A 24,124-nucleotide genomic window follows, 5' to 3' on the forward strand; every position below is an offset into this window, starting at 1 on the left:
CTCCGTTCCGTCCAGCCTCACGCCGTGCCCCCGGGGCGGTCTTCCCACTCGGCGCGCACCGCACGCGGGGGCGGCGCCCCCTGTCCCGCGAGCACCTCCGCCGTGGCCCGCTGGTAGCGCAGCACCGCCTGCTCCGCCGCGATCAGATCGCAGGGCGCCGACCACAGCAGCCGGCGCGCCGCGTCGTACCGCTCCACCAGGATGCGGTCCTCGGCGAAGCCGTGCCGCGCCACCTTCGCCTTGTACGCGTCCAGCCGGCCGCGCAGTTCCGCGCGCACGGCCAGCGGCGCGGTCACCGCGGTCAGTTGCTCCCGCGCCCGCAGCAACTCCTCCTCGGCCCGCTGCTCCAGGCTCTCCAGCAGCGGCGAAAGCCGGTGCCACTGCGCGCGCCTGCGGAACTCGACCGCGCCCGCCAACTGCTCGTTCAACGCGGTCGGCGGGCCGCTGACCGCCGGCACCTCGGACGCCGCTATCTTCGCCAGCACCTCGCCGCGCGCCCGGCGCGCCTCGCCGAGCGTGCGGTCCGCGCGCGACAGCACGTCGCGCACCCTGATCAGCCGCTCCTCCGCGTCCTGCCGGACGTGCAGCACGGCGTCGATCTCCCGGCGCACGTCCTCCAGGCCGCGCGCCGCCGCGTCGTAGCGCGCCGTGTCCGGTGTGCCCCCGCCCGGCGCCGCGCCGGGGCTGCGCCCCGCCGGCCGGGACCAGAACGCGAGCGGGTCGCGGACCACCTCGTCGCGCAGCGACGTCAGCTCCGCGGTGATCCGCTCCAGGTCGTCGCCCGCCGGGTGCTCCCCGGGGCGTACGCCGACGGACTGGGCCAGCGAACGGGTGCGCTGCAACTCGGCGGCGAGCAGGTCGATGCGCGCGGGCAGCGCCGACCACACGGAGTCCGCCGCCGCGACGACGTCGATCACCTCCGCGTACCACCGGTTCATCCGCTCCACCAGCTCGTCCAGCTTCAGCGACTCCGACAGCCGGGCCGGGCCCGTCAGCGACGCCGGATAGCCGCCGGCGGCACCGCGGGGCAGGGGGGCGGCGCCCGGCGCGAGGGTCACGCCGTGGTCGCGCAGCAGCGCCGTCAGCTCGGCCAGCTCCGCGGCGCCCGGCGAGCGGCGGCGGGCGCGGATCTCGCGGGCCGACCCCAGCGCGCCGGTGTACGCGTCGAAGTGCGCCCACAGCAGCGAGATCGCCTGCTCGGCGGCGGCCCAGCGCTCCTTGGTCGTACCGGACAGCTCGGCGCCCTCCAGCAGCCGGCGTCCCGCGTGGTCCTGGAGCGCGAGCAGCGAGGTCTCGATCGCCTCGTGCTCGGCTCCCAGACGCGCAAGCGCACGATCGACCTCCTCGCGGTCCATCGAACCCCGTGGCGGGAGCGGCATCTGTTTCCCTCCGTGCTGCCGTACTCTGCCCGTTGTCGTGCTGTTCCTGCCCGCGCCGGCTCAGTCCTTGTACGTGGGGGCCGGCGGCGCGTCGATCCCCGGCATGGCGTCGGCCAGCCACTTCTCGTAGGCCGCCTTCCAGCGCCCGTCCTTGCGGTAGTCCTCCAGCAGCTTGTTGACCCGGCGTACCAGGTCCTCGTCGTCGATGTTCATCGCCACGCCGTACGGCTCGGCGGAACCCAGGGTGCCGAACAGCTTCATGGACGGGTCCTGCGCGGCCTGGCCCGCCGCGAGCGCGTTGTCGGTGACGACCGCGTCCGCCTCGCCGAGCTGCAGCCGCACCAGGCAGTCGAGCTGGTTGGGCACCAGCATGACCTCCGCGCCGTACGAGCCCTCCTCCAGGGCGCCCTGGCCCGTGGAGCCGTCGGCGGTGCAGACGCGCTTGCCGTCCAGGCTCTCGTCGAAGCCGGTGACGTCCGAGTCGGCGGGGGCCAGCACCTGCTGGTCACCGGTGAAGTACTCGGTGGAGAACGCCACCTCCTGGATGCGCTCGCAGTTGATGGTCATCGTGCGCACCACGACGTCCACCCGCTTCTCCTGCAGCGCCGGGATCCGCTCGCTGGTCGGGATGGAGCGGAAGACGACCTTGCTCTCGTCGCCGAGGATCTCCCCGGCGATGGCCCGCGCCAGGTCGATGTCGAAGCCCTCCAGCTTGCCGGTGAGCGGGTTGCGGTAGCCCCACTGGTAGCTGTTCTGGTCGATGCCCGCGATCAGATAGCCGCGGTCGACGATCCGCTCGACGCCGTCGCCCGAGGCGCTCGCGGACGGCCGCAGGCTCGCCTCCGGCGACTCGCACTCCTCCTGGCCGGCCTTCGCCGGCTGCGCCGCGACCGCGCCGCCGGCGGCGGCCCGGTCGTCCGCGGTGCGGTCCTGCAGGCCGTCGCCCGCGAGGCCGGGCAGCAGGGCGGCGGTCAGCGCGACGGCCGCCGCCGTTCCGGCCACGCCGCCCCAGCCGCGCAGGTTCCGCCGCCTTCGCGGGGTCTTCCGTGTCCCCGGTGTCCTCGGCGTCCGAGGTGCCTTCGCCGTCCGCATCGCTGCCTCCCCCTTCGCCGTCACCGGTACTCCGAGAGCCTGCGGCCGATGCCGAACACGGCGCCCGCCGCGCCGAGCACGGCGAGTACCGCGGCGCCGATCCACAGGCCGGAGAGCGCGCCGCGGCCGTCCTCGGCCGCCGACTTGAACTCCTGCCGCTCGTGCTCCAGGGCCTCCACCAGGCTCTCGTCGACCTGGTCGAAGAACTCGCTGGTCGACTTCTCACCGTCGCCGCCGATGACCATGTCCTTGGCGGCCTCGTAGTCGCCCGCGACGTTCTTGTCCTGCGCCTCGCCGTGTATCTCGCGCCACTCGCGCACGTTGTCCATGGCCTCGGCGATGGGCTCGCGGCCCTGGTCGTCGTCGGCCAGCTCCATGGCGCGGCCGAGCATGCTGTCCTCCGGCGCCTCCTCGGCGTCGGGCTTCCCGCCGGCCAGCTCGTTCATGCCCTTGAGGTAGCTGTCCTCGTACTTGTCGAGGCCCTCCTCGGTGGTGACGGAACCCCGGTTGACGTACGTCAGGTTCTCGTCGGCGCGGGCCCTGAGGGTGTTGATCCGCGCCTCGTTGAGCGCGTGCATCGACTGGGCGCCGTGCCGGTCGGAGTCGCCGAGGCCCGAGCGCGCGAAGGTGTGCCCGACGGACAGCCAGAGCAGCACGACCACGGTGGCCGCGGAGGCCGCCAGCATGCCGTGGTTGAACACCCGGTTCGTCCGGCGGTAGTGGCGGCGCTGCGCCCAGAACAGGACGCCGAGCGCGAGCAGCCCGCTGACCAGCGCGGCCCACGGCCACGACTTGGCGTCGGCGTAGTCCTCGTCCAACTGGCGGGTCTCGGACAGGTAGAGCTGCTCGGCGGCGGGCAGCAGCGTCTCGCGCATCTGCTCGTCCGCGTAGCGCAGGTAGGCGCCGCCGAGCGGCAGGCCCTGGCGGTTGTTGGCGCGGGCGGTCTCGACCAGCGAGGTGTAGACCGGCAGCGCCTGGTTCAGCTTCTCGATCTGCTTCTGCGACTCCTGGGCGCCCTGCGAGTTGGCCGCCGCCTTCACCAGCAGTTGCGAGGCCCGTTCGATGTCCGCGTCGTACCGCTCGCGCACCTTGGGCGGCTCCTGTCCGCCCTCCAGGAAGCCGGTGGCCGCCGTGGTGTTGGCGCCGGCCAGCGAGCGGTAGATGTCCGCGGCGTCGGCGCTCAGCGGCTGGCTGCGGTTGATGACGTCGTCGGCCGCCGCCGACCGGGCGGACACCTGCCATGCGGTGAGCGCCCCGAAGAGCACGACCAGCGCCGCCAGGACCGCCCCGATGATCCGAAGCCGGCCCGGCTCGGTGGTCGCGGCCGCGCGCAGCCGGTCGAAGCCCTCGGCGAACGCGGAGCGCCGCGCCGGTGGCGCGGCGGGCGGCGGCGGTGCGGCGGAGCCGCCCGCGGAGGTGCCCGGCCGCGGTGCGAGCGGGCCGTCCGGCCCGGCCTGCGCGGGAAACGCGGGCGCGGTCTGATGCTCCGGCGGCGCGGCGCTGCCGGCCGGCGGCGGGTAACTCACGTGACCTCCCCCTGGGTCGCTGGCTGTTCGCCCGGTTGCGTGGGCGGGTCCAGTCCACCCCGGGCACGTCGGCAAGTATGGCGGCCCGTACAGACCGTCACACCGCGATTCCCGGGATCTTGTTCGGATCGGTACCGTAGCGCGCCACGCGGCGGGCGTCAGGCTCCCATCCTGCCCTTCTTCACGCCCAGCGCACCCGTTCGGTTCCTGTTCCGACCGGTTCCGCGCCGAGGGGGGAGGGCCGGGGTGCCGGGGCCGCGGCGGAGGGCTCCGCGGAGGTCTTCGTGGAGGCCGCCGCGGGGAGGACGGCGGGCATAACAAAGGCCCGGTTCTAGGCAGAGATGCCGTCGATCCGGGCCAGGGCCTCGTCCGCGCCGTATGGCTGCAGGTAGGGCAACCAGCGCGGGTCCCTATGCCCTGTCCCGATGATGCGCCAGGCCAGTCCGGACGGCGGCGCGGGCTGATGGCGCAACCGCCAGCCCAGCTCGTGGATCGGGCGGTCGGCCTTCACGTGGTTGCAGCGGCGGCAGGCCGCCACGACGTTGTCCCAGCGGTGCTGTCCGCCGCGGCTGCGCGGGATCACGTGGTCGACGCTCGTGGCCACCGCGCCGCAGTACGCGCAGCGCCCGCCGTCGCGGGCGAAGAGCGCCCGGCGCGTGAGCGGAACGGGCCCCCGGACGGGGACCCGTACGAACCTCTGGAGGCGCACGACGCTCGGCGCCGCTATCACCCGCGTGGCGCTGTGCAGGAAGGCGCCGGATTCCTCCAGGCTCACGGCTTTGCCGTTCAGCACCAGCACGAGCGCGCGGCGCAGTGGCACGACGCCGAGCGGCTCGTATGAAGCATTGAGAACGAGGACGTGCGGCACGGTGCCTCCTTGTACGCCGGCGGCGCGTGGCTCGCGCCGGGACGATCTGGTCAACAGTGTGTCCTGCACCCCCGCCTCCGCGCCACCACGATCAGGTAAACGGGCCAACCGCCCGGCAAGGTTCCGCGGCCGCCCCCGTGATGTTGATCCCCCCTTCGGCCCCGCCCTACGCCTGCCGCCGCGAGGCGGTGACCGGACCGCAACACGGGCCCCGCCGGACCGCCCCGCGGGCGCACTCCGGGGACCCTCGCGGCGGCAAAGGGGCAGGCCGGAGGGGCAGGTAGGGTGACTGTGTCCGCCTCTGAACGAAAGGTTCCACGCCGTGTTCGCCACCGCTCTCCCGGCCGCCGAGAGCCCCTCCCCTTCACCGATCGAGGACTCCCGCAAGAGCGCGGAGGAGACGGCCGGGTGGATCCAGGAGAACTGGGCCTCGTGGCTGGGCGTGGGCCTGCGGATCCTGCTCGTCCTCGTGATCGCGTACGTGCTGCGCCGGGTGGTCCAGCGCATGATCACGAAGCTGATAGCGCGGATGACGCGTACCGCCGACGCCGTGGACGGCACCGCGCTCGGCGGGCTGCTCGTCAACCACGAGAGACGCAGACAGCGGTCCGAGGCGCTCGGTTCGATCCTGCGCAGCAGCGCCTCCTTCGTGATCCTCGGCACAGCCTTCCTGACCGTCCTGTCCGCGCTGGAGATCGACCTGGCGCCGCTGCTGGCCAGCGCCGGCGTCGCGGGCGTCGCGCTCGGCTTCGGCGCCCGGAACCTGGTGATGGACTTCCTCTCCGGCGTCTTCATGCTGATCGAGGACCAGTACGGGGTCGGAGACACCATCGACGTCGGCGAGGTCACCGGCGAGGTGATCGAGGTCGGGCTGCGGGTGACCAAGCTGCGCGGCGACAACGGGGCGATCTGGTACATGCGCAACGGCGAGGTCAAGCGGATCGGCAACCTCAGCCAGGGCTGGGCGACGGCCGTCGTCGACGTGCCCGTGGCGGCCGGCGAGGACCTGGACCGGGTGCGCGACGTGATCGTCGCCGCCGGGGAGGAGTTCGGCAGGACCGAACCGTGGAGCGAGCAGTTGTGGGGCGAGGTCGAGGTGGTGGGCCTCACGGCCGTCTCGCAGGGCACGGCGATCCTTCAGGTGCAGGTCAAGACGATGCCGGGGAAGTCGCTCGGGGTCGAGCGCGAGCTGCGCTGGCGGGTCCGGGAGGCGCTGCTCGCGGCCGGGGTCGTCATGTCGGACCTGCCGCCGGGCGCCCTGGTGGCGCCCCGCACGGAGCAGATCGCCGTGCCGCAGCAGGCGGCGCCCTCGGGCGGCGGTGGCGGCGGGGAATAGCCCCGCGCCCGGGCCGCCGCGGGTGGCGGCGGTGGCGGCGGCGGTCTCCACGTAATCGCCCCTCATGCGCCCCTCCTCTTGACGCGCTTCCTCCGCGGCATTACTTTCGCCGCACTCCGATAGGAAAGTTTCCTAACCATTCGGGGTGAACGGTGAGAGGTGACGCCATGGCCGGTGGCCCGGGGACGCTGCGCGCGATGAACGACCGCGCCGCGCTGGAGCTGCTGCTCGACCACGGCACGCTCTCGCGCACCCGGCTCGGCAAGCTCACCGGCCTCTCCAAGCCGACCGCCTCGCAGTTGCTGGCCCGGCTGGAGGCGGCCGGGCTGGTGATCGCCACCGGCACCAGCGAGGGCAGCCCGGGGCCCAACGCCCAGTTGTACGCCCTCAACCCCGCCGTCGCCCACGTCGTCGGGCTCGACGTCACCGCCGCCCGGATCCGCGCGGCCGTCGCCGACGTCACCGGCCGCACGGTCGGCTCGTACGAGCTGGCCACCGCCAAACGCACCGGCGGCGGCGCCGCGGCGGAGGGGACCGTGCGCCGCGTCGTCCGCGCCGTCGACGGCGCCGCCAAGGACGCCGGGCTCACCCGCGCCGAGCTGCACCGCGCCGTCATCGGCACCCCCGGCGCCTTCGACCCCGGCACCGGCCGCCTGCGCTACGCCTCCCACCTGCCCGGCTGGCACTCCCCGACGCTGCTGGAGGAGCTGGCCGCCGCCCTGCCCATGCCGCTCGCGTACGACAACGACGTGAACCTCGCCGCCGTCGCCGAGCAGCGCCGCGGCGCCGCCCGCGGCCACGACGACTTCGTCCTGCTGTGGAACGAGGAGGGCCTCGGCGCCGCCGTCGTCATCGGCGGCCGGCTGCACCGCGGCGGCACCGGCGGCGCCGGCGAGGTCGGCTTCCTGCCGGTGCCGGGCGCCACCCTCGTGCGCCAGGTCACCCGCGCCAACAGCGGCGGCTTCCAGGAACTGGCCGGCGCCCAGGCGCTCGCCCCGCTCGCGCGCGAGCTGGGCCTCGTCCCCGGACGCGGGCACTACGCCGAGGTCGCCGCGGAACTCGTCGCCCACGCGGCCGCGGAACCGGAGGAACCCCGGCACGCGGAACTCCTCGACCGCTTCGCGCACCGCCTGGCCGTCGGCCTCGCCTCCGTCGTCGCGGTCCTCGACCCGCAGCTCATCGTGCTCTCCGGCGCCGTGCTGACCGCCGGCGGCGAGCGGCTGCGCGCGCTCGTCCAGGCCGAGCTCGCCGAGCTGGCCGCACCCCGGCCGCGCCTGGTGACCGGCGAGGTCGAGCGGCACCCCGTCCTCACCGGCGCGCTGGAGAGCGCGCTGGCCACCACCCGCGACGAGGTCTTCGACACCACGGCCCGTTAACACCCGTGACACCCGTGCCACCCGCCCTGCCTGTCCCCGCCCCACCCGCTGTTCCTCTCCCGCCCACCCGCCAGGAGGTACGACGACCATGCCCACGACCCGCCCACGTGCCCGCGCCGCCGCCGCGGTCGCCGCCGCGGCCGCGCTGTCGCTCTTCGCCGCGGCCTGCACCGGCAGCAACGACTCCGGCGAAGCGAACGACGACCCCGACGCCGAGGTCACCCTCACCTTCTGGCACGGCTGGAGCGCGCCGTCCGAGGTCGAGGCGATCGAGGCCAACATCGACGCCTTCGAGAAGAAGTTCCCCAACATCACGGTGAAGAGCGTCAAGGGCGTCAACGACGACAAGCTGAACCAGGGCCTGCGCGCCGGCGGCTCGGGCGGCCCCGACGTCGTGTCCTCGTTCACCACCGACAACGTCGGCCGCTTCTGCTCCTCGAACGTCCTCGCCGACCTCGCCCCGTTCCTGGACAAGTCCGGCATCGACCCGGAGAAGACCTTCCCGGCGCCGATGCTCGACTACACCCAGTACGAGGGCAAGCGCTGCGCCCTGCCCCTGCTCGGCGACGCCTACGGCCTCTACTACAACAAGGACGCCTTCGCGGAGGCCGGCATCGACGCCCCGCCGAAGACCCTCTCGGAGTTCGAGGAGGTCGCCAAGAAGCTCACCAAGCCCGACGGCGACGGCTACGAACAGCTCGGCTTCATGCCCAACTACCAGGGCTACGAGACCACCGTCGAGCACTACGGCGGCCAGTTCGGCCTCACCTACTTCGACGACGAGGGCAACTCCAACGCCGCCGCCGACCCGAAGATGGCCGAGATGTTCGCGTGGCAGAAGAGCATGGTCGACGCCCTCGGCGGCTTCGAGAAGCTGCGCAAGTACCGCAACACCTTCGGCGACGAGTGGGGCCCCAAGCACCCGTTCCACACCGGCCAGGTCGCCATGCAGATGGACGGCGAGTGGCGCGGCAAGATGGCCGCCGACGCCGACGTCGGCTTCGAGATAGGCGCGGCCCCCTTCCCCGTCCCCGACGACCAGGCGGACTCGTACGGCAAGGGCTACCTCTCCGGCACCATCACCGGCATCGCCGCCACCAGCGAGAAGAAGAACGCCGCCTGGGAGCTGGTGAAGTACCTGACCACCGACACCGACGCCGTCGTGGACTTCGCCAACGCCATCCACAACGTGCCCTCCACGCTGGCCGCGCTGAAGTCCCCGAAGCTGGGCGACGACCCGGTCTACCGCACGTTCGTCGACATCGCCCAGCACCCGGAGTCCAGCCACGCCCCGTCCTCGAAGAACGGCGGCGCCTTCCTGCTCACCCTCCAGGACTACGGGCTGAAGTACGAGAGCGGCAAGGAGGACGATCTGGCGTCCCTGCTGGAGCAGGCGGACGAGCAGATCGACAAGGACAACGCGCAGGCCGGCTGATGTCCGCCGCCGTCTACACGCTGGGTGCGCGGCGCCGCCGCGCGGCGCTGCGCACCCTCGGGTTCCTCTCGCCCTGGCTCGTCGGCTTCGGCGTCTTCTTCGCCTACCCGCTGGGCGCTACCGTCTACTTCTCCTTCATGAAGTACGACGGGTTCACCGACCCCGTCTGGGTGGGGCTGAAGAACTGGCGCTACGTCCTGTTCGACTACCCCTTCTTCTGGCCCGCCCTGGCCAACACCCTGTGGCTGGTCCTCGTGATGGTCACGCTGCGCACGGTCTTCGGGCTGGGCGTCGGCCTGCTCATCACCAGGATCAAGACCGGCGCGGGCGTCTTCCGCACCCTGTTCTACCTGCCGTATCTGGCGCCGCCGGTCGCCGCCACCATGTCCTTCGTCTTCCTGATGAACCCCGGCACGGGACCGGTCAACAACATCCTCGACCGGCTCGGCCTGGGCGAGCCCGGCTGGTTCAACGACGCCCAGTGGTCCAAACCGGCGCTCACCGTCCTCGCGCTGTGGTGCGTCGGCGACCTCATGGTCATCTTCATGGCCTCGCTGCTGGACGTGCCCAAGGAGCAGTACGAGGCCGCCGAGCTGGACGGCGCCGGCGCCTGGTCCCGGTTCCGGTACGTCACGCTGCCGAACATCAGGCCCGTCGTGCTCTTCGCCGTCGTCACCGGCGTGATCGCCACGATGCAGTACTACACCGAGCCCATCGTGGCCGCGAAGGTCGCCAGCGGCGTCATCGGCGGCTCCGGCCAGCACTTCGAGCCCGGCTATCCGGAGAAGTCGACCCTCACCGTCCCGCAGAGCGTCTACCACCTGGGCTTCCAGCGGTTCGACACGGGCGCGGCGTGCGTCGTCGCCCTCGTGCTCTTCGTCCTCGCGATGTCCTTCACGTACGTGCTGATGCGCCGCGGCAGCGGCTTCCTGAAGGAGGACGACTGATGGCGGCGGCACATCCGGTCGAGCAGAAGCGGCCGGCGCCGGCGCGGCCGGCGGTCCGGGGCGGGCGCCCGCGGCGCGGTCCCGCGACCAACGCGCAGGCGCGCCGCAGGGAGTTGCTGAACTGGGTCGCGGTGCACGCCCTGGCGATCGCCGCGTCGCTGTTCTTCGTGCTGCCCTTCGTCTTCGTCTTCCTCACCGCCGTGATGAGCGACGACCAGGCGCTGACCCGGGCCCTGTGGCCGCGTACCTGGGAGTGGGGCAACTTCGGCACCGTGTGGGAGACCCCGGGGTTCCTCACCTGGTGGCGCAACACGCTGCTCTACGCAGGCCTGGGCACCGTGCTCGCGGTCGGCTCCAGCCTCCCCGTGGCGTACGCGCTGGCCAAGTTCCGCTTCCGCGGCCGGAACGTGGCGATGATGATGGTCATCGCGGCGATGATGCTGCCGCCGCAGGTCGTCATCGTGCCCATGTACCTGTTCTGGTCGAGGCAGATGGACATGACCGGCACCCTGTGGCCGCTGATCATCCCGTTCGCCTTCGCCAACCCCTTCAGCGTCTTCCTGCTGCGCCAGTTCCTGCTGACCATCCCGCGCGAGTACACCGAGGCCGCGCGCATCGACGGCTGCGGCGAGCTGCGCACGCTGCTGCGCATCGTGGTGCCGATGGCCAAGCCCGCCATCGCCGCCGTCGCGCTGTTCCACTTCTTCTACTGCTGGAACGACTACTTCGGACCGCAGATCTACGCCTCGGAGGACCCGGGCTGGTGGACGCTGAGCTACGGGCTGGAGTCGTTCAAGGGCGCCCACCAGACCGACTGGAACCTCACCATGGCCGCTACGGTCCTGGTCATGGCACCGGTGATCGTGGTCTTCTTCTTCGCCCAGAAAGCCTTCATCGAGGGCGTCACCCTGACAGGAGTCAAAGGTTGAAACTCGCAGTGGTAGGCGGCGGCTCGACCTACACGCCCGAGCTGGTCGACGGGTTCGCGCGGCTGCGCGAGACGCTGCCCGTCGACGAGCTGGTGCTCATCGACCCCGCCGCCGAGCGTCTCGACCTGATCGGGGCCCTGGCGCGGCGGATGTTCACCCGGCAGGGCCACGACGGACGGGTCGTCACCACCGCCCGGCTGGAGGAGGGCGTCGAGGGCGCCGACGCGGTGCTCGTCCAACTGCGCGTCGGCGGGCAGGCGGCGCGGCAGCAGGACGAGACGTGGCCGCTGGACTGCGGCTGTGTCGGGCAGGAGACGACCGGCGCCGGCGGCTTCGCCAAGGCGCTGCGCACCGTCCCCGTGGTCCTCGACATCGCGGAACGGGTCCGCGAGGCCGCCCCGGACGCCTGGATCATCGACTTCACCAACCCCGTCGGCATCGTCACCCGCGCGCTGCTCCAGGCCGGGCACCGCGCCGTGGGTCTGTGCAACGTCGCCATCCACCTGCAACGAAAGTTCGCCGCGCTGCTGCAGACCGAACCGGGGAACGTCCACCTGGAGCACGTCGGCCTCAACCACCTCACCTGGGAGCTGGGCGTACGCCTCGGCGGTCCCGGCGGCGTCGACGTGACGCCCAAGCTGATCGGCGAGCACGGCGACCGGATCGCGGCCGACCTGCACCTGCCGCCCGAACTGCTGACCCGGCTCGGCGTCGTGCCCTCGTACTACCTGCGCTACTACTACGCCCACGACGAGGTCGTCCGCGAACAGCGCGAGGGCCCCACCCGCGGCGCGCAGGTCGCCGGGATGGAGGCCGAACTGCTGCGGATGTACGCCGACCCGGCGCTCGACACCAAGCCGGAGCTGCTGTCGAAGCGCGGCGGCGCGTACTACTCCGAGGCCGCCGTCGCGCTCGCCGCGTCCCTGCTGGGCGGCGCCGCGGGCGCGGTCCAGGTCGTCAACACCGCCAACCGCGGCACGCTGCCGTTCCTCCCCGACGACGCGGTCGTCGAGGTGCAGGCCGAGGTCACCGCCGAGGGCGCCAGCCCGCTCCCGGTCCCCGACCTGGACCCGCTGTTCGCCGGCCTCGTCGCGCACACCACCGCGTACGAGCGGCTTGCGCTCGACGCCGCGCTGCACGGCGGGCGCGAGCGCGTCTTCCGCGCGCTGCTGGCGCACCCGCTCGTCGGGCAGTACGACCGCGCCGAGCGGCTGACGGACGCGCTGATCGCGCACAACCGGGAGCACCTGCCGTGGGCCTGAGCCCGGGGCGGACAGCCGCTGTGCTGGCGATCGACGCCGGGAACAGCAAGACGGACGCCGCGCTGGTCGCGGCCGACGGCACGGTGCTGGGTCAGGGGCGCAGCGGCGGCTTCCGGCCGCCGGCGGCGGGGGTGGCGGCGGCGGTCGACGTGCTGGCGGAGGCGGTGGCCGGGGCGGTACGGCAGGCGGGGGCGGCCGACTTCGGCGGCACCGGGGTGCGGGGCGGACCCGTCGCCGCGCACGTGTCCGCGTGCCTGGCCAACGTCGACCTGCCCGTCGAGGAACGCGCCCTCCTCGCCGCGCTCCGGGCCCGGGGGTGGGGCCGGACGGTCGCCGTCCACAACGACACGTTCGCCCTGCTGCGGGCCGGCCTCCCGCCGGGCGCGCAGCCCCGCGGCGTCGCCGTCGTCTGCGGCGCCGGCATCAACTGCGCCGGGCTGCTGCCCGACGGCCGCACCCACCGCTTCCTGGCCCTCGGCAAGCTCTCCGGCGACTGGGGCGGCGGCGCGGGGCTCGCGGCGGAGGCGATCTGGTACGCGGCGCGGGCGGAGGACGGCCGCGGCGAGCCGACCGCCCTGGCGACGGAGGTGCCGGCGCAGTTCGGCCTCGGCACGATGGCCGAGCTGATCGAGGGCGTCCACCTCGGCACGGTCCCCGTGGCCCGCACCCAGCGGCTGGCGCCGCTGCTGTTCGCGGTGGCGGCCGGAGGCGACCCGGTGGCGCGGTCGATCGTGGACCGGCAGGCGGACGAGGTGGTGGCGCTCGCGGCGGTCGCGCTGGAGCGCCTCGACCTGCTGGACGAGGAGGTGCCGGTGGTGCTCGGCGGCAGCGTCCTGGCCGCCGGCCACGCGCAGTTGGACGACCGGATACGGATGCTGCTCACGGCGCGGGCGCCGAAGGCGGTGCCGCGGGTGGTCACGGCGGCGCCGGTGCTGGGCGCGGCGCTGCTGGGCCTGGACCGGGCCGGCGCCCCGGAGGAGGCCAAGTCCCGCACCCGCGCGTTCTACGACTGACGGGCTCACCCCCGCCGAGCAGGTGCCCGGCGAGACCGCACAGCCATCTGACCGAGGTCGGGTGCCCTCCCCGCCGGCGTCCGTACCATCAGGCTCATGACACGTACGCGACGTCGGAGCGTCAGGGTCATGGCAGTGCTCGGTGCGGTGGGCCTGGTGGCGTGGGGGGTGATCCTGGTGGTGTTGGGGGTGATGTTGGTGCCATCCGTCAACGATGCCGTCCTCGGCGACAAGCCGCGCGATCTGCGGGACTTCACGCGCATGTGTGAGGACGACGGCAGCGGTGAGCCGTTCCCGCGTGCCGCCTCGTACGAGCCGGGTGTGGCATCGAACCCGTGGGTGGCCGTCGAAGACGGGTGGGCCGCGTACTCCTCCCAGGACACGGCCACGAAGGAGTCGAAGTGGGCGGAGGAACCTGGTCCGGATTCGGTGCAGTTAGTGGCGTGCACCGTGCGGTCAGGGGCGGTGCCGGGCACGGAACTCTCCTGCGACTACGGCGACATTTTGGGCGTGAGCCCGGATACCGTGAGCATCTCGTTCTTCCAGGGCCTGTGGACCGTACACGTCCGTGAGGCACGAACCGGCGAACTGGTCCACAAGGCTGAACTGGAGGGCGACGAGGGCGTGGAATGCGATGAGACCGTCCACGGGAGCACGAAGCCCAGGTACACGAGCCTGACCTGGGATGCCTACGCAGACTTGTTCTCCAAGATCGACGCCGCCCCGCCCCCGCCCGGCCCCCGGGACCGGTCCTGAGCCTCCCCGCGACCCGGTGCGCGGCTCAGTCGCGTACCGCCCCCACCCCGCGCTCGGCCTCATGGTGCCGGTGCGTCGGTTCGGTCAGCGTAGTTGCAGGACCATCGCGTCGTACACCGGCGCGTCGTCGCCCGGTTGCGACTGGCCGATCTTCCGGTACCTCCAGGCTGCGTACGCGGCCTGCGCCGGCGCGGCCTCGGGCTCCGGCCGCACGGTGAGTGTCACCCGCTCCACCTCCAGACCCTCAAGCAGAGTGGCGTGCAGCCGGCGGGCGATGCCCTGGCGTCGTCGGCGGCGGCGCACGGCCAACTCGATGACGGCGAAGGTGCGCCGCCCGTCCTCGGCGGTGAACCCGGCCGGGGCGGCGGTAAGGAGGTTTCGCCACCAGCCGGTGTCCGGCGGCAGGCAGAAGCCGTAGGCGAAGCCGACGACTTCGCCCGTGTGCTGGGCCAGTGCGACGCGGAAGCCCGGTCGCTCGGACTGGATGGCGAACATCTCGGTGAAGTCGACGACGTCCTGCGGGCCTTCGCAGTACGGCGGTTCGACGTAGATTTCGCGGTACGCGGGCAGCAACACCCCGAGCGTCCGCGCGGCTTCGGGTCCGTCGTGGCGCTCCACCGTCACCTCGGCCATGCGGCTCCTCCTCACCGGACGTACTCGGCCAGCGCCTCGGCGGTCTCCCGGGCACTGGCGGCGTCGGCCGCGGCGAGGAGGTCGCGTACCTCGACGACGCGGCGGTTCACACGCTGCGATTCAACCTCGGCGAGCTGTTCTATCGCGCTCATGGCCTCCGCAGCTCCCTCATCGACTTCTCGTGCGTTGATCAGGCCGCGGGCGAGCGTCAGCCGGTAGAGGGCCCGGTTGCGGCCGTATGCGCGGTCCTGATGGGTCAGGGCAGCGCGTAAGAACGGCACCGCGGCGGCGTGCCGGTCCTCGTCGGCGTACAGCAGGCCGTGCGCGTACTCCAACTCGGCCGGGCCGTGAAAGGCCGCCCACGTCGGCGGCGGCAGGCCGCGGTCGGTGCGCTCGACCATGCGCATGGCCTGAGCGAGCCCTAGCCGGGCGGCGCGGCCGTCGCACATCACGGCCAGTGCGCGGGCCTCGCGTGCGGCGATGAGGGAGAGCAGCACCGGCGAGGCCATGCCTTCAGCGCGCTGCCGTGCCGCGTGTGCCAGGTTGTAGCCGTCCCGCGGCCGGCCCTCGTAGGTGGCCTGCATCGACAGGGAGGCCAGCACCAGCACCTCAAGCGAGGCGTTTCGGAGCATGGTGGCGGTGGTCAGTGCCTCGCCCCAGTAGCGACGGGCGGCCTCCTGGTCGTCCGCGTCGTAGTACAATCAGGCACACTGTTCGGCTGTCTCGCCGCCGAGCAGCTCTAGTTGGCGTCCAATGCTGTCGGAGTAGCTGCCGGTGTTGATGACTCGACGGATGCGGCGGAGGTGCCGGACCGCGAGTGAGCGCACGTCGCCGCCGCCGTAGGCGTCATCGAGCGCGTAGAGCGACCGCAGGCCCTCGCGTAGCTCTTTCACGTGCGCGGTGCCTACGGCGTCCGGGGTGGAAGTGGCGAGGGTGACGCCGGCCGCGATACCGAGGGTGTCGGTGACGAAGCCCCGGCGGCCGACCCCCGCTGACTCGCCGCGTCCACGGCCCGGGGTGGTGGTGGCGTTGGGCGGCTCCGGGCCGGGGAAGCCCAGCGTGAGCGGGTTGACGCCGAACATGGCATGCAGCACCCGCCAGGCACGTGCCCTCGGCTGCGGGGGGCGCGGCTGCCGCCATCGGCGCAACTGCCGGTCCGTGACGGTGACCGGCTCCCCGATCAGAGCAGCGGTCTCGGCGAACGCCCGCAGGAACGCGGTGGGCGTCGCCCACCCTCGTTCTGCACACGCCTGTGGAAAGTCCGTCTGCTCATCCATGGTTCGTCCCTGGCTGGGGTGCGGGCAAGTCACGGTAGTACCGGACGTTCCCGGCGAACGTCCGGTGTGAACGCGAAAGTCCGGTCCCGCGTCCGCCCTGATGTCCGCCACGCCGCCGCGCACAGCGGTTGCCTGTCCCCATGGCCGTTGAACGTGAGGCGCCGCCGGTGCCCGAGCGCCCGCTCATGACCCTGCGCGTCTCCCGCGACGGTGGACGCACCTGGGGACGCGAGAAGAACTACTTCGCACGAGACTGCGAACCTCCCCTGCTCGACAGCACCATGCCGCCGTGCCAGTGCCGCCGCTGCGGCGGGCGGTGACCGTGAGCGCCGACGAGAAGCCCGAGATCCGGGGTCTGGGTGAGGCGCCGGACTGGCGGGGCTATCCGCCCGGACGCAAGAAGGAGAAGGAATGAATGCTGATCAGCCCGAGGCCGGCGGTCCCGGCAGGGATGGCCGGCGGGAGTGGCCGAAGACGGACCTGACCGACTCATTTCCCCTTCCCGACGCCGCCCCGGCCCCCGGCTGCACCCGATGCGCCCAGATGGCCGACGACCGGACCGCGGCCCGCGCGGCAGGCGACTACTCGGCCGTCAGCGACGCCAACGTCCTCATCCGCCGGCATCCCGGCCACTGACGCCCCGCCCGGGGGCGGGGTGGAGGCGTGGAGCCCCTGGGCACGGGTGCCCGCCCGCGGGTCGGGCACTCCCGCCGGAGGAAATCGGTCGTAACTCGCGGTAACCCACCTCCCGTACCCGGTCAAATCGCCCATCGGGGCCGAGTTTTGCTCCGTGACGTGCGCGCGGGCAGAGTTTCGCCCGCTGGTGCTGACTTTCGCTCAACGACGCGCACGCGGCGAGCCGCGGACGGGAGCGGCGCCGCGGGGCGGGGCGCAAGCGCCCCTGGGAACTCGGCGGTGCGGGCGGGGCGCGGCGCATCGCCGCCCGCTCCGTGACATCGCCGGCCGCGCCCGAGTCCGGTGCTCCTGGGGAACCGGGCCGTGGGGCGCAGGGGGGCCAATGCTCCAAACCCCCGTCGCCCGGCCCTCACACGCACGACCACACACCCCGATGCCGCGCCGCTCATCCTGGCGCCGGGGCAACGACGCCTGCCGCTGCTCCCGATGCCGCTCCGCTCACCCCGACGCCGGGCCACCGACGCCTGCCGCCGCTTCCGATGCTGCGCCTCCTACCCCGGCACCGGGTCACCCCACGACCGGGGCCACCTCGACGCCGCTCCCGTCGCCCGCAGCCGACCCGTACCAGGGCGCCGGCGACATCCCCACGAGCCCCAGCGCCCTGCCCCAGCGCGCGTCAGTCGTGGACCGCCCTGACCTCCAGCGCGTACAGCGAATAGCCGAACTCCGTCGCCCGCTCGACCCCCTGGACGCGGACGTACCGCACGTCGCGCTCGTCCATCCGCACCGACTCGCGCCCGCCTCCGCCGTCGTCCACCGCCGCCGCCGTGCGCCAGCGGCGGCCGTCGGCGGAGACCTGCACCCGGTAGCGCTTCGCGTACGCGCTCTCCCAGCGCAGCGCCACCTCGCCGACCCGCGCCGGCTCCGCGAGCCGCACCTGCACCCAGGCGCCGTCCTCGACCGGCGAGGACCACCGCGTCCCAGGGTCGCCGTCCGCCACCGCCGCCGCCGGGAAGTCCGGCGTCTCGTCCGCCGAGGACGACGCGCGGCCGGCGCGCGCCAGGTCGGGGCCGCCGACCGCGGGGTAGGCGTGCACGGTGACGGTACGGACCTGGGCGTCGTCGCCGTCCTCCAGCCGCACCGGGATCTCGTACGTGCCGGGCGCCACGTCCTTCGTCGCGCGGATCCCGATCCGGGCCCTGGCGGTCGTGCCGCGCGCGATCCGCACCTCGCCGGGGACCTCCGCCTCCAGCCCCTTCGGCGCCTTCGCCGTGACCCTGCCGCCCGCGTCGCCCGGCCGCCGCGCGGACAACTCCGCGTCCACGACCACCGGCGCGCCGCCGATCGTCACGTCGGCCTCGTCGCGGGAGAGGGACAGCCGGGCGGCCGGCTCCGCGGCGGACCAGGGCACCACCTCGTGCACCACCGGCGCCGTGGTGCCGGCGGCCCACACGAGCCGTACCGCGTCGGCGTCGGCGCGCTCGGCGGGCAGCTCCGTCCAGCCGCCGCCGTCGAGTCCGCCGACCGGGCGCCACGCGGGCCGGCCCTTGTCCCGTACCCGGATCTGCACCTCGGCGCGGGTGCCGGTGCCGGGCTGGGTCAGCACCGTCACCGCCCGCAGCGGCTGCCGGTCGAACTCCACCACCAGCGCCTCGTGCGTGCCGGGCGACGGCGGGCGGGCGGCCTCGTACGCCGTCGCCGGCCTGCCGTCGGCCGCCGCCGCCACCGACGAGCCCGGCAGCGGCTCCGCGCCGCCGGCGGCGGACGCCCCGGCGTCCGCGCCCCGCCCGGCGGCGCCGCCCGCGCCGAGCCAGGAGTCCGAGTCCGTCAGGGCCCGGCTGAGGAACGCGTCGAGCACACCCGCGCCCACCACCCCGCCCGGGGGCCCCTCCCACGTGCGCGCCGGCGCGCTGTGGGGCAGGCCCGCCTCGCCGGCCAGCCGCTGGAGCTCCAGCCGCGCCTGCCACGCCTCCTCATGGCGGCCCGCGGCCTGCGCGGTGACCATGTCCACCGCCCGCTCGCCGGCCGCGCCGTACCGCGCCAGCCGCTTCAGCCACGGCCGCACCTCGTCGCCGAACGTGCCGTCCGCCAGCGGCGCCAGCTCGTCCGGCGCGCGGCGCATCACCGTGAAGGCGTCCCGCAGCCGCCGCGCCGCCTTCTCCGCGTCCTGACGGCCGCCCGACGCGCGCTCCCGCTCGCCCCAGAAGTCGGCGATCAGCGGCCGCAGGTACGCCGACTCCTGCGCGCCCAGCTCCGACGACGCCGAGTTCCCGGCCAGCGCGGCGAGCGCGGCGCCCGCGCGCGCCGGGTCCGGCGCGTCCGCGGCGAGGTCGCGCACGGCGGCCCGCCAGGCGGCGTCCGGGTCGTACGCGCGCGGGTTCCACGCGTAGTCGGCGACCGTGAACAGCGGTACGCGGGAGGCGGCGGGCTGCTCCATCCCGCTGGCCAGCACGCCCGCGGAGCCGGCGGCCACCGCCGGGTCGCGGCCGTCGTACGGGCCGAGGAAGATGCGGTCGCGGGCGTAGTCGTTGACGGGGTAGTTGTCCTGCGTGACCAGCGGGTGCCCGCCGAACGCGGCCTGCGCGGCGCGCAGTTGGCCACCGGTGATCTCCCTGGGCACCGCGCCGACGCCGGACCACGCGACCTCCACCCGCTCGTCCAGCTCGCCGGCGAGCGCGGAGCGGTAGTCGGTGGCGCCGTCCTGGTAGTACTCGGTCGGCAGCAGCGACAGCGGGGCCGCGTCCGGGTGCCGGCGGGACAGGTGTGCGGCCAGCGCGTTGGCGGTCTCGGCCTGCGCGCGGGCGGCGGCCTCCGGGCCCGTGCCGTACTCGTCGGCGTCCTCGCCGCAGGCCCACTCGCTGTAGCTGACGTCCTGGAACTGGAGCTGGAACGCCCGTACGCCCAGCGCCCACATCGCGTCCGCCTTGGCGATCAGGTCCTTGCGGTCGCGGCCGGAGGAGAAGCAGAAGTTCTGGCCCGGCGCCACCGCCCAGGCGAGCGTCACGTGGTTGGCGCGGGCCCGCTCGGCCAGCTCGCGGAACCGGGCGCGCTGCCCGGCCGGGTACGCCTCGCGCCAGTCGGCCTGGCGGTACCGGTCGTCGCCGGGGGCGTAGAGGTAGCGGTTGAGCTTCGTCCGGCCCATGAAGTCGAGCTGCGCCAGGCGCTGTTCGTGGCTCCACGGGCGGCCGTAGTGGTTCTCGGCGACGCCCCGCACGGCGGTGCCCGGCCAGTCGCGTACGGACACGGTGGGCAGCGTGCCCTCCGTACGGGCCGCGCGGGCCAGTTCGCGCAGCGTCTGCACGCCGTGGAAGAGGCCCGCCGCGTCGGTGCCGGCCAGCGCGACGACGTCGCGGCCCCCGTACTGCCCGGCGGCCAGCCGGTAGCCGCCGGCCGGCAGGTCGGCCTGCTCGCCGGCGCCCAGGGCGCGCAGCGCGGCGTCGGCGGCGGAGCGCCGCGGCGGCGGGCCCGCGACGCCCGCGGGGCCGGCCGGCGCCTGCTCGGCGTGGACCACGAGGCCGGTCGCGGGCAGCGGGGCGCCGGGGCGTACCCGCGTGAACTCCCGCACGCCGAAGGACCGCAGCACCTCGCGCAGCTCCGCGAGCGCCCGCGGGTCCGCGTCCTCGGGGGTGACGAGCACCGCCTGCCCGCCCGCGTGCACCTCGCCGTCGCCGGCGCGCAACTGCTGCGGGCGCGGCCACACCGCGTCCCGCAGCGCCGCTTCCGCGGCGGGCGTCTCGGCCGCCCCCGCGCCGCCGGCGTCCGGCTGCCGCGGCTCGGCGGCGGCGTCCGGCGCCCGGCCGCCGAGCAGCCCGCCGATCACGGCGGCGGACAGCGCCGTCGCCGTGGCCACCCGCCGCCTGGCCGCTCCGCCCAACTCCGCCCGCCCTCCGTCCGTCTCGGGTCCCGCGCACCGGCTGCCGGCCGCCTTCCGGACCGTACGCCGACGCTGTCGACCGCTCATCGCCCTCGCGTTGCGCCGCGGTTAAGGATGCCCGTACGTGTGCCGTACACCAACCCCGCGCCGCCGGCGCACGCGCCGGGCGCAGGCCGAGAGCCCACCACCGCGGCACCGCCGCTGTCAACGAGCCGGTCGGCCCCGATCCGCCCGGGGAGCGAGCCAGGGTACCCGCGCCGTCACGGCGCGGAGTCGGCGACCCGCTCCTCGATGCCGACGTAGTGCTGCCGCACGGCCTCCCTGGCCCGCTCCGGGTCGCCGCTGAGGACCGCGTCGAGGATGCGGGCGTGCAGCTCGTGGATGACCTCGGGGTCGCGGTGCGGGGCGGTGGGCGCGGCACGGTGGTAGGCCACCCAGAAGAGGTCGAAGAGCTGCAGCAGCATCGCGTTGCCGAGGTCGGCGAAGAGCAGCCGGTGGAACTCCCGGTCCAGCTCGGCGATCTCCTCGGGCCGGTCCGCCGCCGCGCGCATGCCGGCGAGCACCTCGCGCAGCGAGGTGACGCTCCGCGGCGTCAGCGCCCGCATCGCGTCGGCGATCATCCCGGACTCCAGCGCCTTGCGCAGCGCGACCAGCTCGCCGAGCGCGCGGGGTCCCTGCATCAGCCCGTAGGGGAGGTTGTCGAGCAGCGGGGTGAAGGAGAAGTCCCGGACGAACACGCCGCTGCCGCGGCGGGTTTCGAGCACGCCCGTGGACTCCAGGGCCTTCACCGCCTCCCGGACGGAGTTGCGGCTGACGCCGAAGAGGCGGGCCAGCTCGGCCTCCGGCTTGAGCGGGTCGCCGGCCCGCAGCCCGCGCTTGATGATGTAGTGCCTGATCTCGTCCTGCACCGTCTTGTGCAGCGGGGGCACCGTCCCCACCCGCTTGAACGCTGGTTGCACCGACGTCTCCCGCCCGCTCTCGTCCACTCTCGCATCCCCACTCTCGACTCCCCGTCCTACCACGGCTCTTGACAGCGGCACACCGTCAACCTACGGTCGCGAACCTGTAGGATATCTTGCAGACTCCGAACGGTCCCACAGGGGGAGCCTGGTGACCACACAGACGGGGTCGGCCCTGAGCATCAGGGACCTGACCGTTGAGTTCGACACCCCGGCCGGCGTGGTGCGCGCGGCGGACGGCGTGAGCTACGACGTCGCCGCCGGGGAGACCCTCGGCGTCGTCGGCGAGACCGGCTCCGGCAAGAGCGTCACGGCCCTGGCGGCGCTGGGGCTGCTGTCCGCCGGGAACGTGCGGCGGGTGACGGGGCAGGCGCTGCTGGGCGACACGGACCTGCTGGCGCTGCCGGCGGACGAACTGCGCGCGGTGCTCGGCCGCGACGTGGCGATGATCTTCCAGGACCCCGGCTCGGCGCTCAACCCGGTGCAGCGCGTCGGCGACCAGATCGCGGAGGCGCTGCGGGTGCACGACCGCACCCTGACGGCGCCCGCCGCGCGGGCCCGGACGGTGGAGCTGCTCGACGAGGTGGGCGTGCCGAACCCCGCGGGGCGGTACGACGCGTACCCGCACCAGTTCTCCGGCGGGATGTGCCAGCGGGCGGTCATCGCGATGGCGATGGCCAACCGGCCGCGGGTGCTGATCGCGGACGAGCCGACGACGGCGCTCGACGTCAGCGTGCAGGCGCAGATCCTCGACGTGCTGCGGCGGGCGGCGCGGGAGACCGGGGCGGCGACCGTGCTGATCACCCACGACCTGGGGGTGGTGGCGGAGACCGCGGACCGGCTGTGCGTCATGTACGGCGGCCGGGTGGTCGAGTCGGGCACGGTGCACGACGTCTTCGCCCGGCCCCGGCACCCGTACACGGCGGCCCTGCTGGCGTCGCTGCCGCGCCTCGACGTCCGCGCCGACCGCCTCACGCCCATCCCGGGCCAGCCCCCGGACCTGATCGACGTGACCCCGGGCTGCCCGTTCGCGCCGCGCTGCCCGGTGGGCCACGACCGCGCACGGTGCGCGGAGGAGCGCCCGGAGCCGGTGGTGATCGGCAACGGCACGAGCGCGTGCCACTACCCCGACGAGGCGGGCCCGCCCCCAAGGGCGGTGGGACCCGAGCGGGATCCCGCGCCGCGCGCCGCGGGCACTGGCGGCGGGGCGGGTGGCGGGACCGGCGTGCAGGGCACGGCTTCGCCGCACCACGGTGAGCAGGAGAAGTCCGGGGTGCGGCCGAGCGGCGGCGAAGGCCCGCCCGCGGCTGCACCGCGAGGCGCGGGGGCGGGAGCCGGTGTCTCCGCGTCGGATGTGCGGGCGTCTGCGGCCGAGTCGCGGCCGACTCACGCGGCGTCCGGCACCGAGGTGGGCGGGCCGCAGGAGACAGCCTCGTCGACGCGTGGCGCGACGGGGGAGTCCGGCGATCCGCCGGGTAGCAGTCGTGCGCACGACCCGGCCGGCGGCGCCCTGTCCGCGGCTGCGCCGCGTGGTGCCGCGGCGAAGTCCGCCGTCCCGGCCACGGACGCGGGCGCGTCCGCGTCGCCTCCGGCACCGGGTGCGCCCGGCGCTGCCGCTGGCGGGTCGCGGGAGGCGGCTGCGCCGCGTGGTGCGGCGGCGAAGTCCGGTACCCCGCCGGACGGCGGCTCCGCGCCGGACGGCGGGGTCGCGCTCGACGTGCGGGACGCGCGCAAGCTCTTTCCCGTCCGTACCGGCGTCTTCGCCCGCACCTCCGGGTACGTGCACGCCGTCGACGGGGTGTCGTTGCAGATATCCGCCGGGCGGACGCTCGGTCTCGTGGGGGAGTCCGGCTGCGGCAAGTCGACACTGGCGCGGATGCTGCTGCGGCTCGTCCGGCCCAGCGGCGGGGAACTGGCCGTCGCCGGGCAGGACCTCGTCCGCGCGAACCGCGGCGAGCTGCGGCGCATCCGGCAGCGGGTGCAGATGGTCTACCAGGACCCCTTCGCCTCGCTGAACCCCCGGCTCAGCGTCGGCGACAACGTCGCCGAACCCCTGCGCCTCGCCGGCGGCTTCAGCCGCCCGCAGCGGCGCGCCCGCGTGCTCGACCTCTTCGACCTTGTGGGCCTGCGCCCCGAGCACGCCGACCGCTACCCCGCCGAGTTCTCCGGCGGGCAGCGCCAGCGCGTCGCCATCGCCCGCGCCCTCGCGCTGCGCCCGCGGCTGCTGCTCCTGGACGAGCCCGTCTCCGCGCTCGACGTCTCCGTCCAGGCGCAGGTCCTCAACCTCCTCGCCGACCTCCAGCGCGAGTCCGGCATGGCCTACCTCTTCGTCAGCCACGACCTGTCCGTCGTCCGGCAGGTCGCCGACGACGTCGCCGTCATGTACCTCGGGCGGATCGTGGAGACCGGCCCCGTCGAGCGCATCTACGGCCGGCCCCGCCACCCGTACACGCGCGCGCTGCTCGACTCCGTGCCCGCCCCCGATCCCGCCGGCCGCGAGACCCGCCGCCGGGCGCCGCTCGGCGGCGACGTGCCGAGCCCGGCCGACCCCCCGTCCGGCTGCCGCTTCCGCACCCGCTGCCCGCTCGCCGTGGAGCGGTGTGCCGCCGAGGAGCCGGCGCTGCGCGACGTCGACGGCGGCCTGACCGCCTGCCACTTCGCCGAGACCCTCCGCGCCCCCGACGCCCTCCGCCGCCCCGACGTCCCCCGCGACTCCGACCCCGGCGCTGATCCCGATCCTGACCCCGATGCCCCCCGCGCCACCGGTCCCGTACCCCGCGAGGTGCGCACGTGACCGCCGCCCGCACCCCCGGCCGCCCCCCGTCC

Annotated in this window: 20 protein-coding genes; 11 read left to right on the forward strand and 9 right to left on the reverse strand. The window is 74.3% G+C overall.

Going from position 1 to position 24,124, the window contains the following annotated elements:
* Nucleotides 1-17: 17 nt before the first annotated feature.
* The 4 genes from O7599_RS27435 to O7599_RS27450 form a co-directional block, all read right to left on the reverse strand.
* Entirely contained in the window at nucleotides 18-1,355 is a 1,338-nt protein-coding gene (locus O7599_RS27435) for a hypothetical protein (protein WP_281623540.1), read from the reverse strand.
* Nucleotides 1,356-1,439: 84 nt separating this feature from the next.
* Nucleotides 1,440-2,399 (reverse strand): glutamate ABC transporter substrate-binding protein, encoded by a 960-nt coding sequence (locus O7599_RS27440; protein WP_281623541.1) that lies wholly within the window; start codon nucleotides 2,397-2,399, stop codon nucleotides 1,440-1,442.
* Nucleotides 2,400-2,491: 92 nt separating this feature from the next.
* On the reverse strand, nucleotides 2,492-3,997 hold the full coding sequence (locus tag O7599_RS27445; RefSeq protein WP_281618278.1) for a hypothetical protein: 1,506 nt from the start codon (nucleotides 3,995-3,997) through the stop codon (nucleotides 2,492-2,494).
* 331 nt (nucleotides 3,998-4,328) lie between these two features.
* Nucleotides 4,329-4,865 carry an HNH endonuclease gene (locus tag O7599_RS27450; protein WP_018834226.1) on the reverse strand — a complete coding sequence of 179 codons (537 nt, stop codon included), beginning with the start codon at nucleotides 4,863-4,865 and terminating at the stop codon, nucleotides 4,329-4,331.
* 322 nt (nucleotides 4,866-5,187) lie between these two features.
* Between O7599_RS27450 and O7599_RS27455 the strand changes: the two genes are divergently transcribed.
* From O7599_RS27455 to O7599_RS27490, 8 genes are all read left to right on the forward strand, one after another.
* The gene (locus O7599_RS27455) at nucleotides 5,188-6,201 is read left to right on the forward strand and encodes a mechanosensitive ion channel family protein (protein WP_281618279.1); all 1,014 of its coding nucleotides are present in this window, start codon (nucleotides 5,188-5,190) and stop codon (nucleotides 6,199-6,201) included.
* Nucleotides 6,202-6,368: 167 nt separating this feature from the next.
* The gene (locus O7599_RS27460) at nucleotides 6,369-7,577 is read left to right on the forward strand and encodes an ROK family transcriptional regulator (RefSeq protein WP_281618280.1); all 1,209 of its coding nucleotides are present in this window, start codon (nucleotides 6,369-6,371) and stop codon (nucleotides 7,575-7,577) included.
* Between the two features lie 88 nt (nucleotides 7,578-7,665).
* Nucleotides 7,666-9,012, forward strand: coding sequence for an ABC transporter substrate-binding protein (locus O7599_RS27465; RefSeq protein ID WP_281618281.1), 1,347 nt, complete (start codon nucleotides 7,666-7,668; stop codon nucleotides 9,010-9,012).
* Nucleotides 9,012-9,959 (forward strand): sugar ABC transporter permease, encoded by a 948-nt coding sequence (locus tag O7599_RS27470; protein WP_281618282.1) that lies wholly within the window; start codon nucleotides 9,012-9,014, stop codon nucleotides 9,957-9,959. The genes O7599_RS27465 and O7599_RS27470 overlap by 1 nt, the downstream gene beginning before the upstream one ends.
* Nucleotides 9,959-10,888 (forward strand): carbohydrate ABC transporter permease, encoded by a 930-nt coding sequence (locus O7599_RS27475; protein ID WP_281618283.1) that lies wholly within the window; start codon nucleotides 9,959-9,961, stop codon nucleotides 10,886-10,888. The genes O7599_RS27470 and O7599_RS27475 overlap by 1 nt, the downstream gene beginning before the upstream one ends.
* Nucleotides 10,885-12,150 carry a 6-phospho-beta-glucosidase gene (locus tag O7599_RS27480; protein WP_281618284.1) on the forward strand — a complete coding sequence of 422 codons (1,266 nt, stop codon included), beginning with the start codon at nucleotides 10,885-10,887 and terminating at the stop codon, nucleotides 12,148-12,150. Before O7599_RS27475 ends, O7599_RS27480 begins: the two co-directional genes overlap by 4 nt.
* Nucleotides 12,141-13,163 carry a BadF/BadG/BcrA/BcrD ATPase family protein gene (locus tag O7599_RS27485; protein ID WP_281618285.1) on the forward strand — a complete coding sequence of 341 codons (1,023 nt, stop codon included), beginning with the start codon at nucleotides 12,141-12,143 and terminating at the stop codon, nucleotides 13,161-13,163. The genes O7599_RS27480 and O7599_RS27485 overlap by 10 nt, the downstream gene beginning before the upstream one ends.
* A 129-nt stretch (nucleotides 13,164-13,292) precedes the next feature.
* Complete coding sequence (locus O7599_RS27490) at nucleotides 13,293-13,919, forward strand: hypothetical protein (RefSeq protein WP_281618286.1); 627 nt, start codon at nucleotides 13,293-13,295, stop codon at nucleotides 13,917-13,919.
* A gap of 84 nt (nucleotides 13,920-14,003) precedes the next feature.
* On the opposite strand, the gene O7599_RS27495 is transcribed toward O7599_RS27490, so the two are convergent.
* From O7599_RS27495 to O7599_RS27505, 3 genes are read right to left on the reverse strand one after another with little or no spacing between them, the layout of a single operon-like run.
* Nucleotides 14,004-14,552, reverse strand: coding sequence for a GNAT family N-acetyltransferase (locus tag O7599_RS27495; protein ID WP_281618287.1), 549 nt, complete (start codon nucleotides 14,550-14,552; stop codon nucleotides 14,004-14,006).
* A gap of 11 nt (nucleotides 14,553-14,563) precedes the next feature.
* Nucleotides 14,564-15,253: a hypothetical protein gene (locus O7599_RS27500; RefSeq protein WP_281618288.1), complete on the reverse strand. Its 690-nt coding sequence runs from the start codon at nucleotides 15,251-15,253 to the stop codon at nucleotides 14,564-14,566.
* Nucleotides 15,254-15,829: a hypothetical protein gene (locus O7599_RS27505; protein WP_281618289.1), complete on the reverse strand. Its 576-nt coding sequence runs from the start codon at nucleotides 15,827-15,829 to the stop codon at nucleotides 15,254-15,256. It abuts the gene before it with no gap.
* 289 nt (nucleotides 15,830-16,118) lie between these two features.
* On the opposite strand from O7599_RS27505, the gene O7599_RS27510 reads away from it, so the two are divergent.
* On the forward strand, nucleotides 16,119-16,244 hold the full coding sequence (locus O7599_RS27510; RefSeq protein ID WP_281618290.1) for a hypothetical protein: 126 nt from the start codon (nucleotides 16,119-16,121) through the stop codon (nucleotides 16,242-16,244).
* Complete coding sequence (locus O7599_RS27515) at nucleotides 16,241-16,465, forward strand: hypothetical protein (RefSeq protein WP_281618291.1); 225 nt, start codon at nucleotides 16,241-16,243, stop codon at nucleotides 16,463-16,465. Before O7599_RS27510 ends, O7599_RS27515 begins: the two co-directional genes overlap by 4 nt.
* Nucleotides 16,466-17,141: 676 nt before the next feature.
* Here the strand turns inward: O7599_RS27515 and O7599_RS27520 are convergent.
* Together O7599_RS27520 and O7599_RS27525 are read right to left on the reverse strand one after the other, a co-directional pair.
* Nucleotides 17,142-20,315: a beta-N-acetylglucosaminidase domain-containing protein gene (locus O7599_RS27520; protein ID WP_281618292.1), complete on the reverse strand. Its 3,174-nt coding sequence runs from the start codon at nucleotides 20,313-20,315 to the stop codon at nucleotides 17,142-17,144.
* A 284-nt stretch (nucleotides 20,316-20,599) separates the two neighbouring features.
* Nucleotides 20,600-21,298 (reverse strand): FadR/GntR family transcriptional regulator, encoded by a 699-nt coding sequence (locus O7599_RS27525; RefSeq protein ID WP_281618293.1) that lies wholly within the window; start codon nucleotides 21,296-21,298, stop codon nucleotides 20,600-20,602.
* Between the two features lie 151 nt (nucleotides 21,299-21,449).
* On the opposite strand from O7599_RS27525, the gene O7599_RS27530 reads away from it, so the two are divergent.
* Nucleotides 21,450-24,092, forward strand: a complete 2,643-nt coding sequence (locus O7599_RS27530) for a dipeptide ABC transporter ATP-binding protein (RefSeq protein WP_281618294.1) — start codon at nucleotides 21,450-21,452, stop codon at nucleotides 24,090-24,092.
* Nucleotides 24,093-24,124 lie beyond the last annotated feature (32 nt).

This window comes from Streptomyces sp. WMMC500, from assembly GCF_027497195.1.
Classification (GTDB): domain Bacteria; phylum Actinomycetota; class Actinomycetes; order Streptomycetales; family Streptomycetaceae; genus Streptomyces.

Coding starts and splice junctions, on each gene's coding strand:
- O7599_RS27475 (WP_281618283.1), top strand. CDS start 9,959: ATGGCGGCGGCACATCCGGTCGAGCAGAAGCGGCCGGCGCCGGCGCGG.
- O7599_RS27490 (WP_281618286.1), top strand. CDS start 13,293: ATGGCAGTGCTCGGTGCGGTGGGCCTGGTGGCGTGGGGGGTGATCCTG.
- O7599_RS27435 (WP_281623540.1), bottom strand. CDS start 1,355: ATGGACCGCGAGGAGGTCGATCGTGCGCTTGCGCGTCTGGGAGCCGAG.
- O7599_RS27460 (WP_281618280.1), top strand. CDS start 6,369: ATGGCCGGTGGCCCGGGGACGCTGCGCGCGATGAACGACCGCGCCGCG.
- O7599_RS27505 (WP_281618289.1), bottom strand. CDS start 15,829: ATGGATGAGCAGACGGACTTTCCACAGGCGTGTGCAGAACGAGGGTGG.
- O7599_RS27495 (WP_281618287.1), bottom strand. CDS start 14,552: ATGGCCGAGGTGACGGTGGAGCGCCACGACGGACCCGAAGCCGCGCGG.
- O7599_RS27470 (WP_281618282.1), top strand. CDS start 9,012: ATGTCCGCCGCCGTCTACACGCTGGGTGCGCGGCGCCGCCGCGCGGCG.
- O7599_RS27465 (WP_281618281.1), top strand. CDS start 7,666: ATGCCCACGACCCGCCCACGTGCCCGCGCCGCCGCCGCGGTCGCCGCC.
- O7599_RS27515 (WP_281618291.1), top strand. CDS start 16,241: ATGAATGCTGATCAGCCCGAGGCCGGCGGTCCCGGCAGGGATGGCCGG.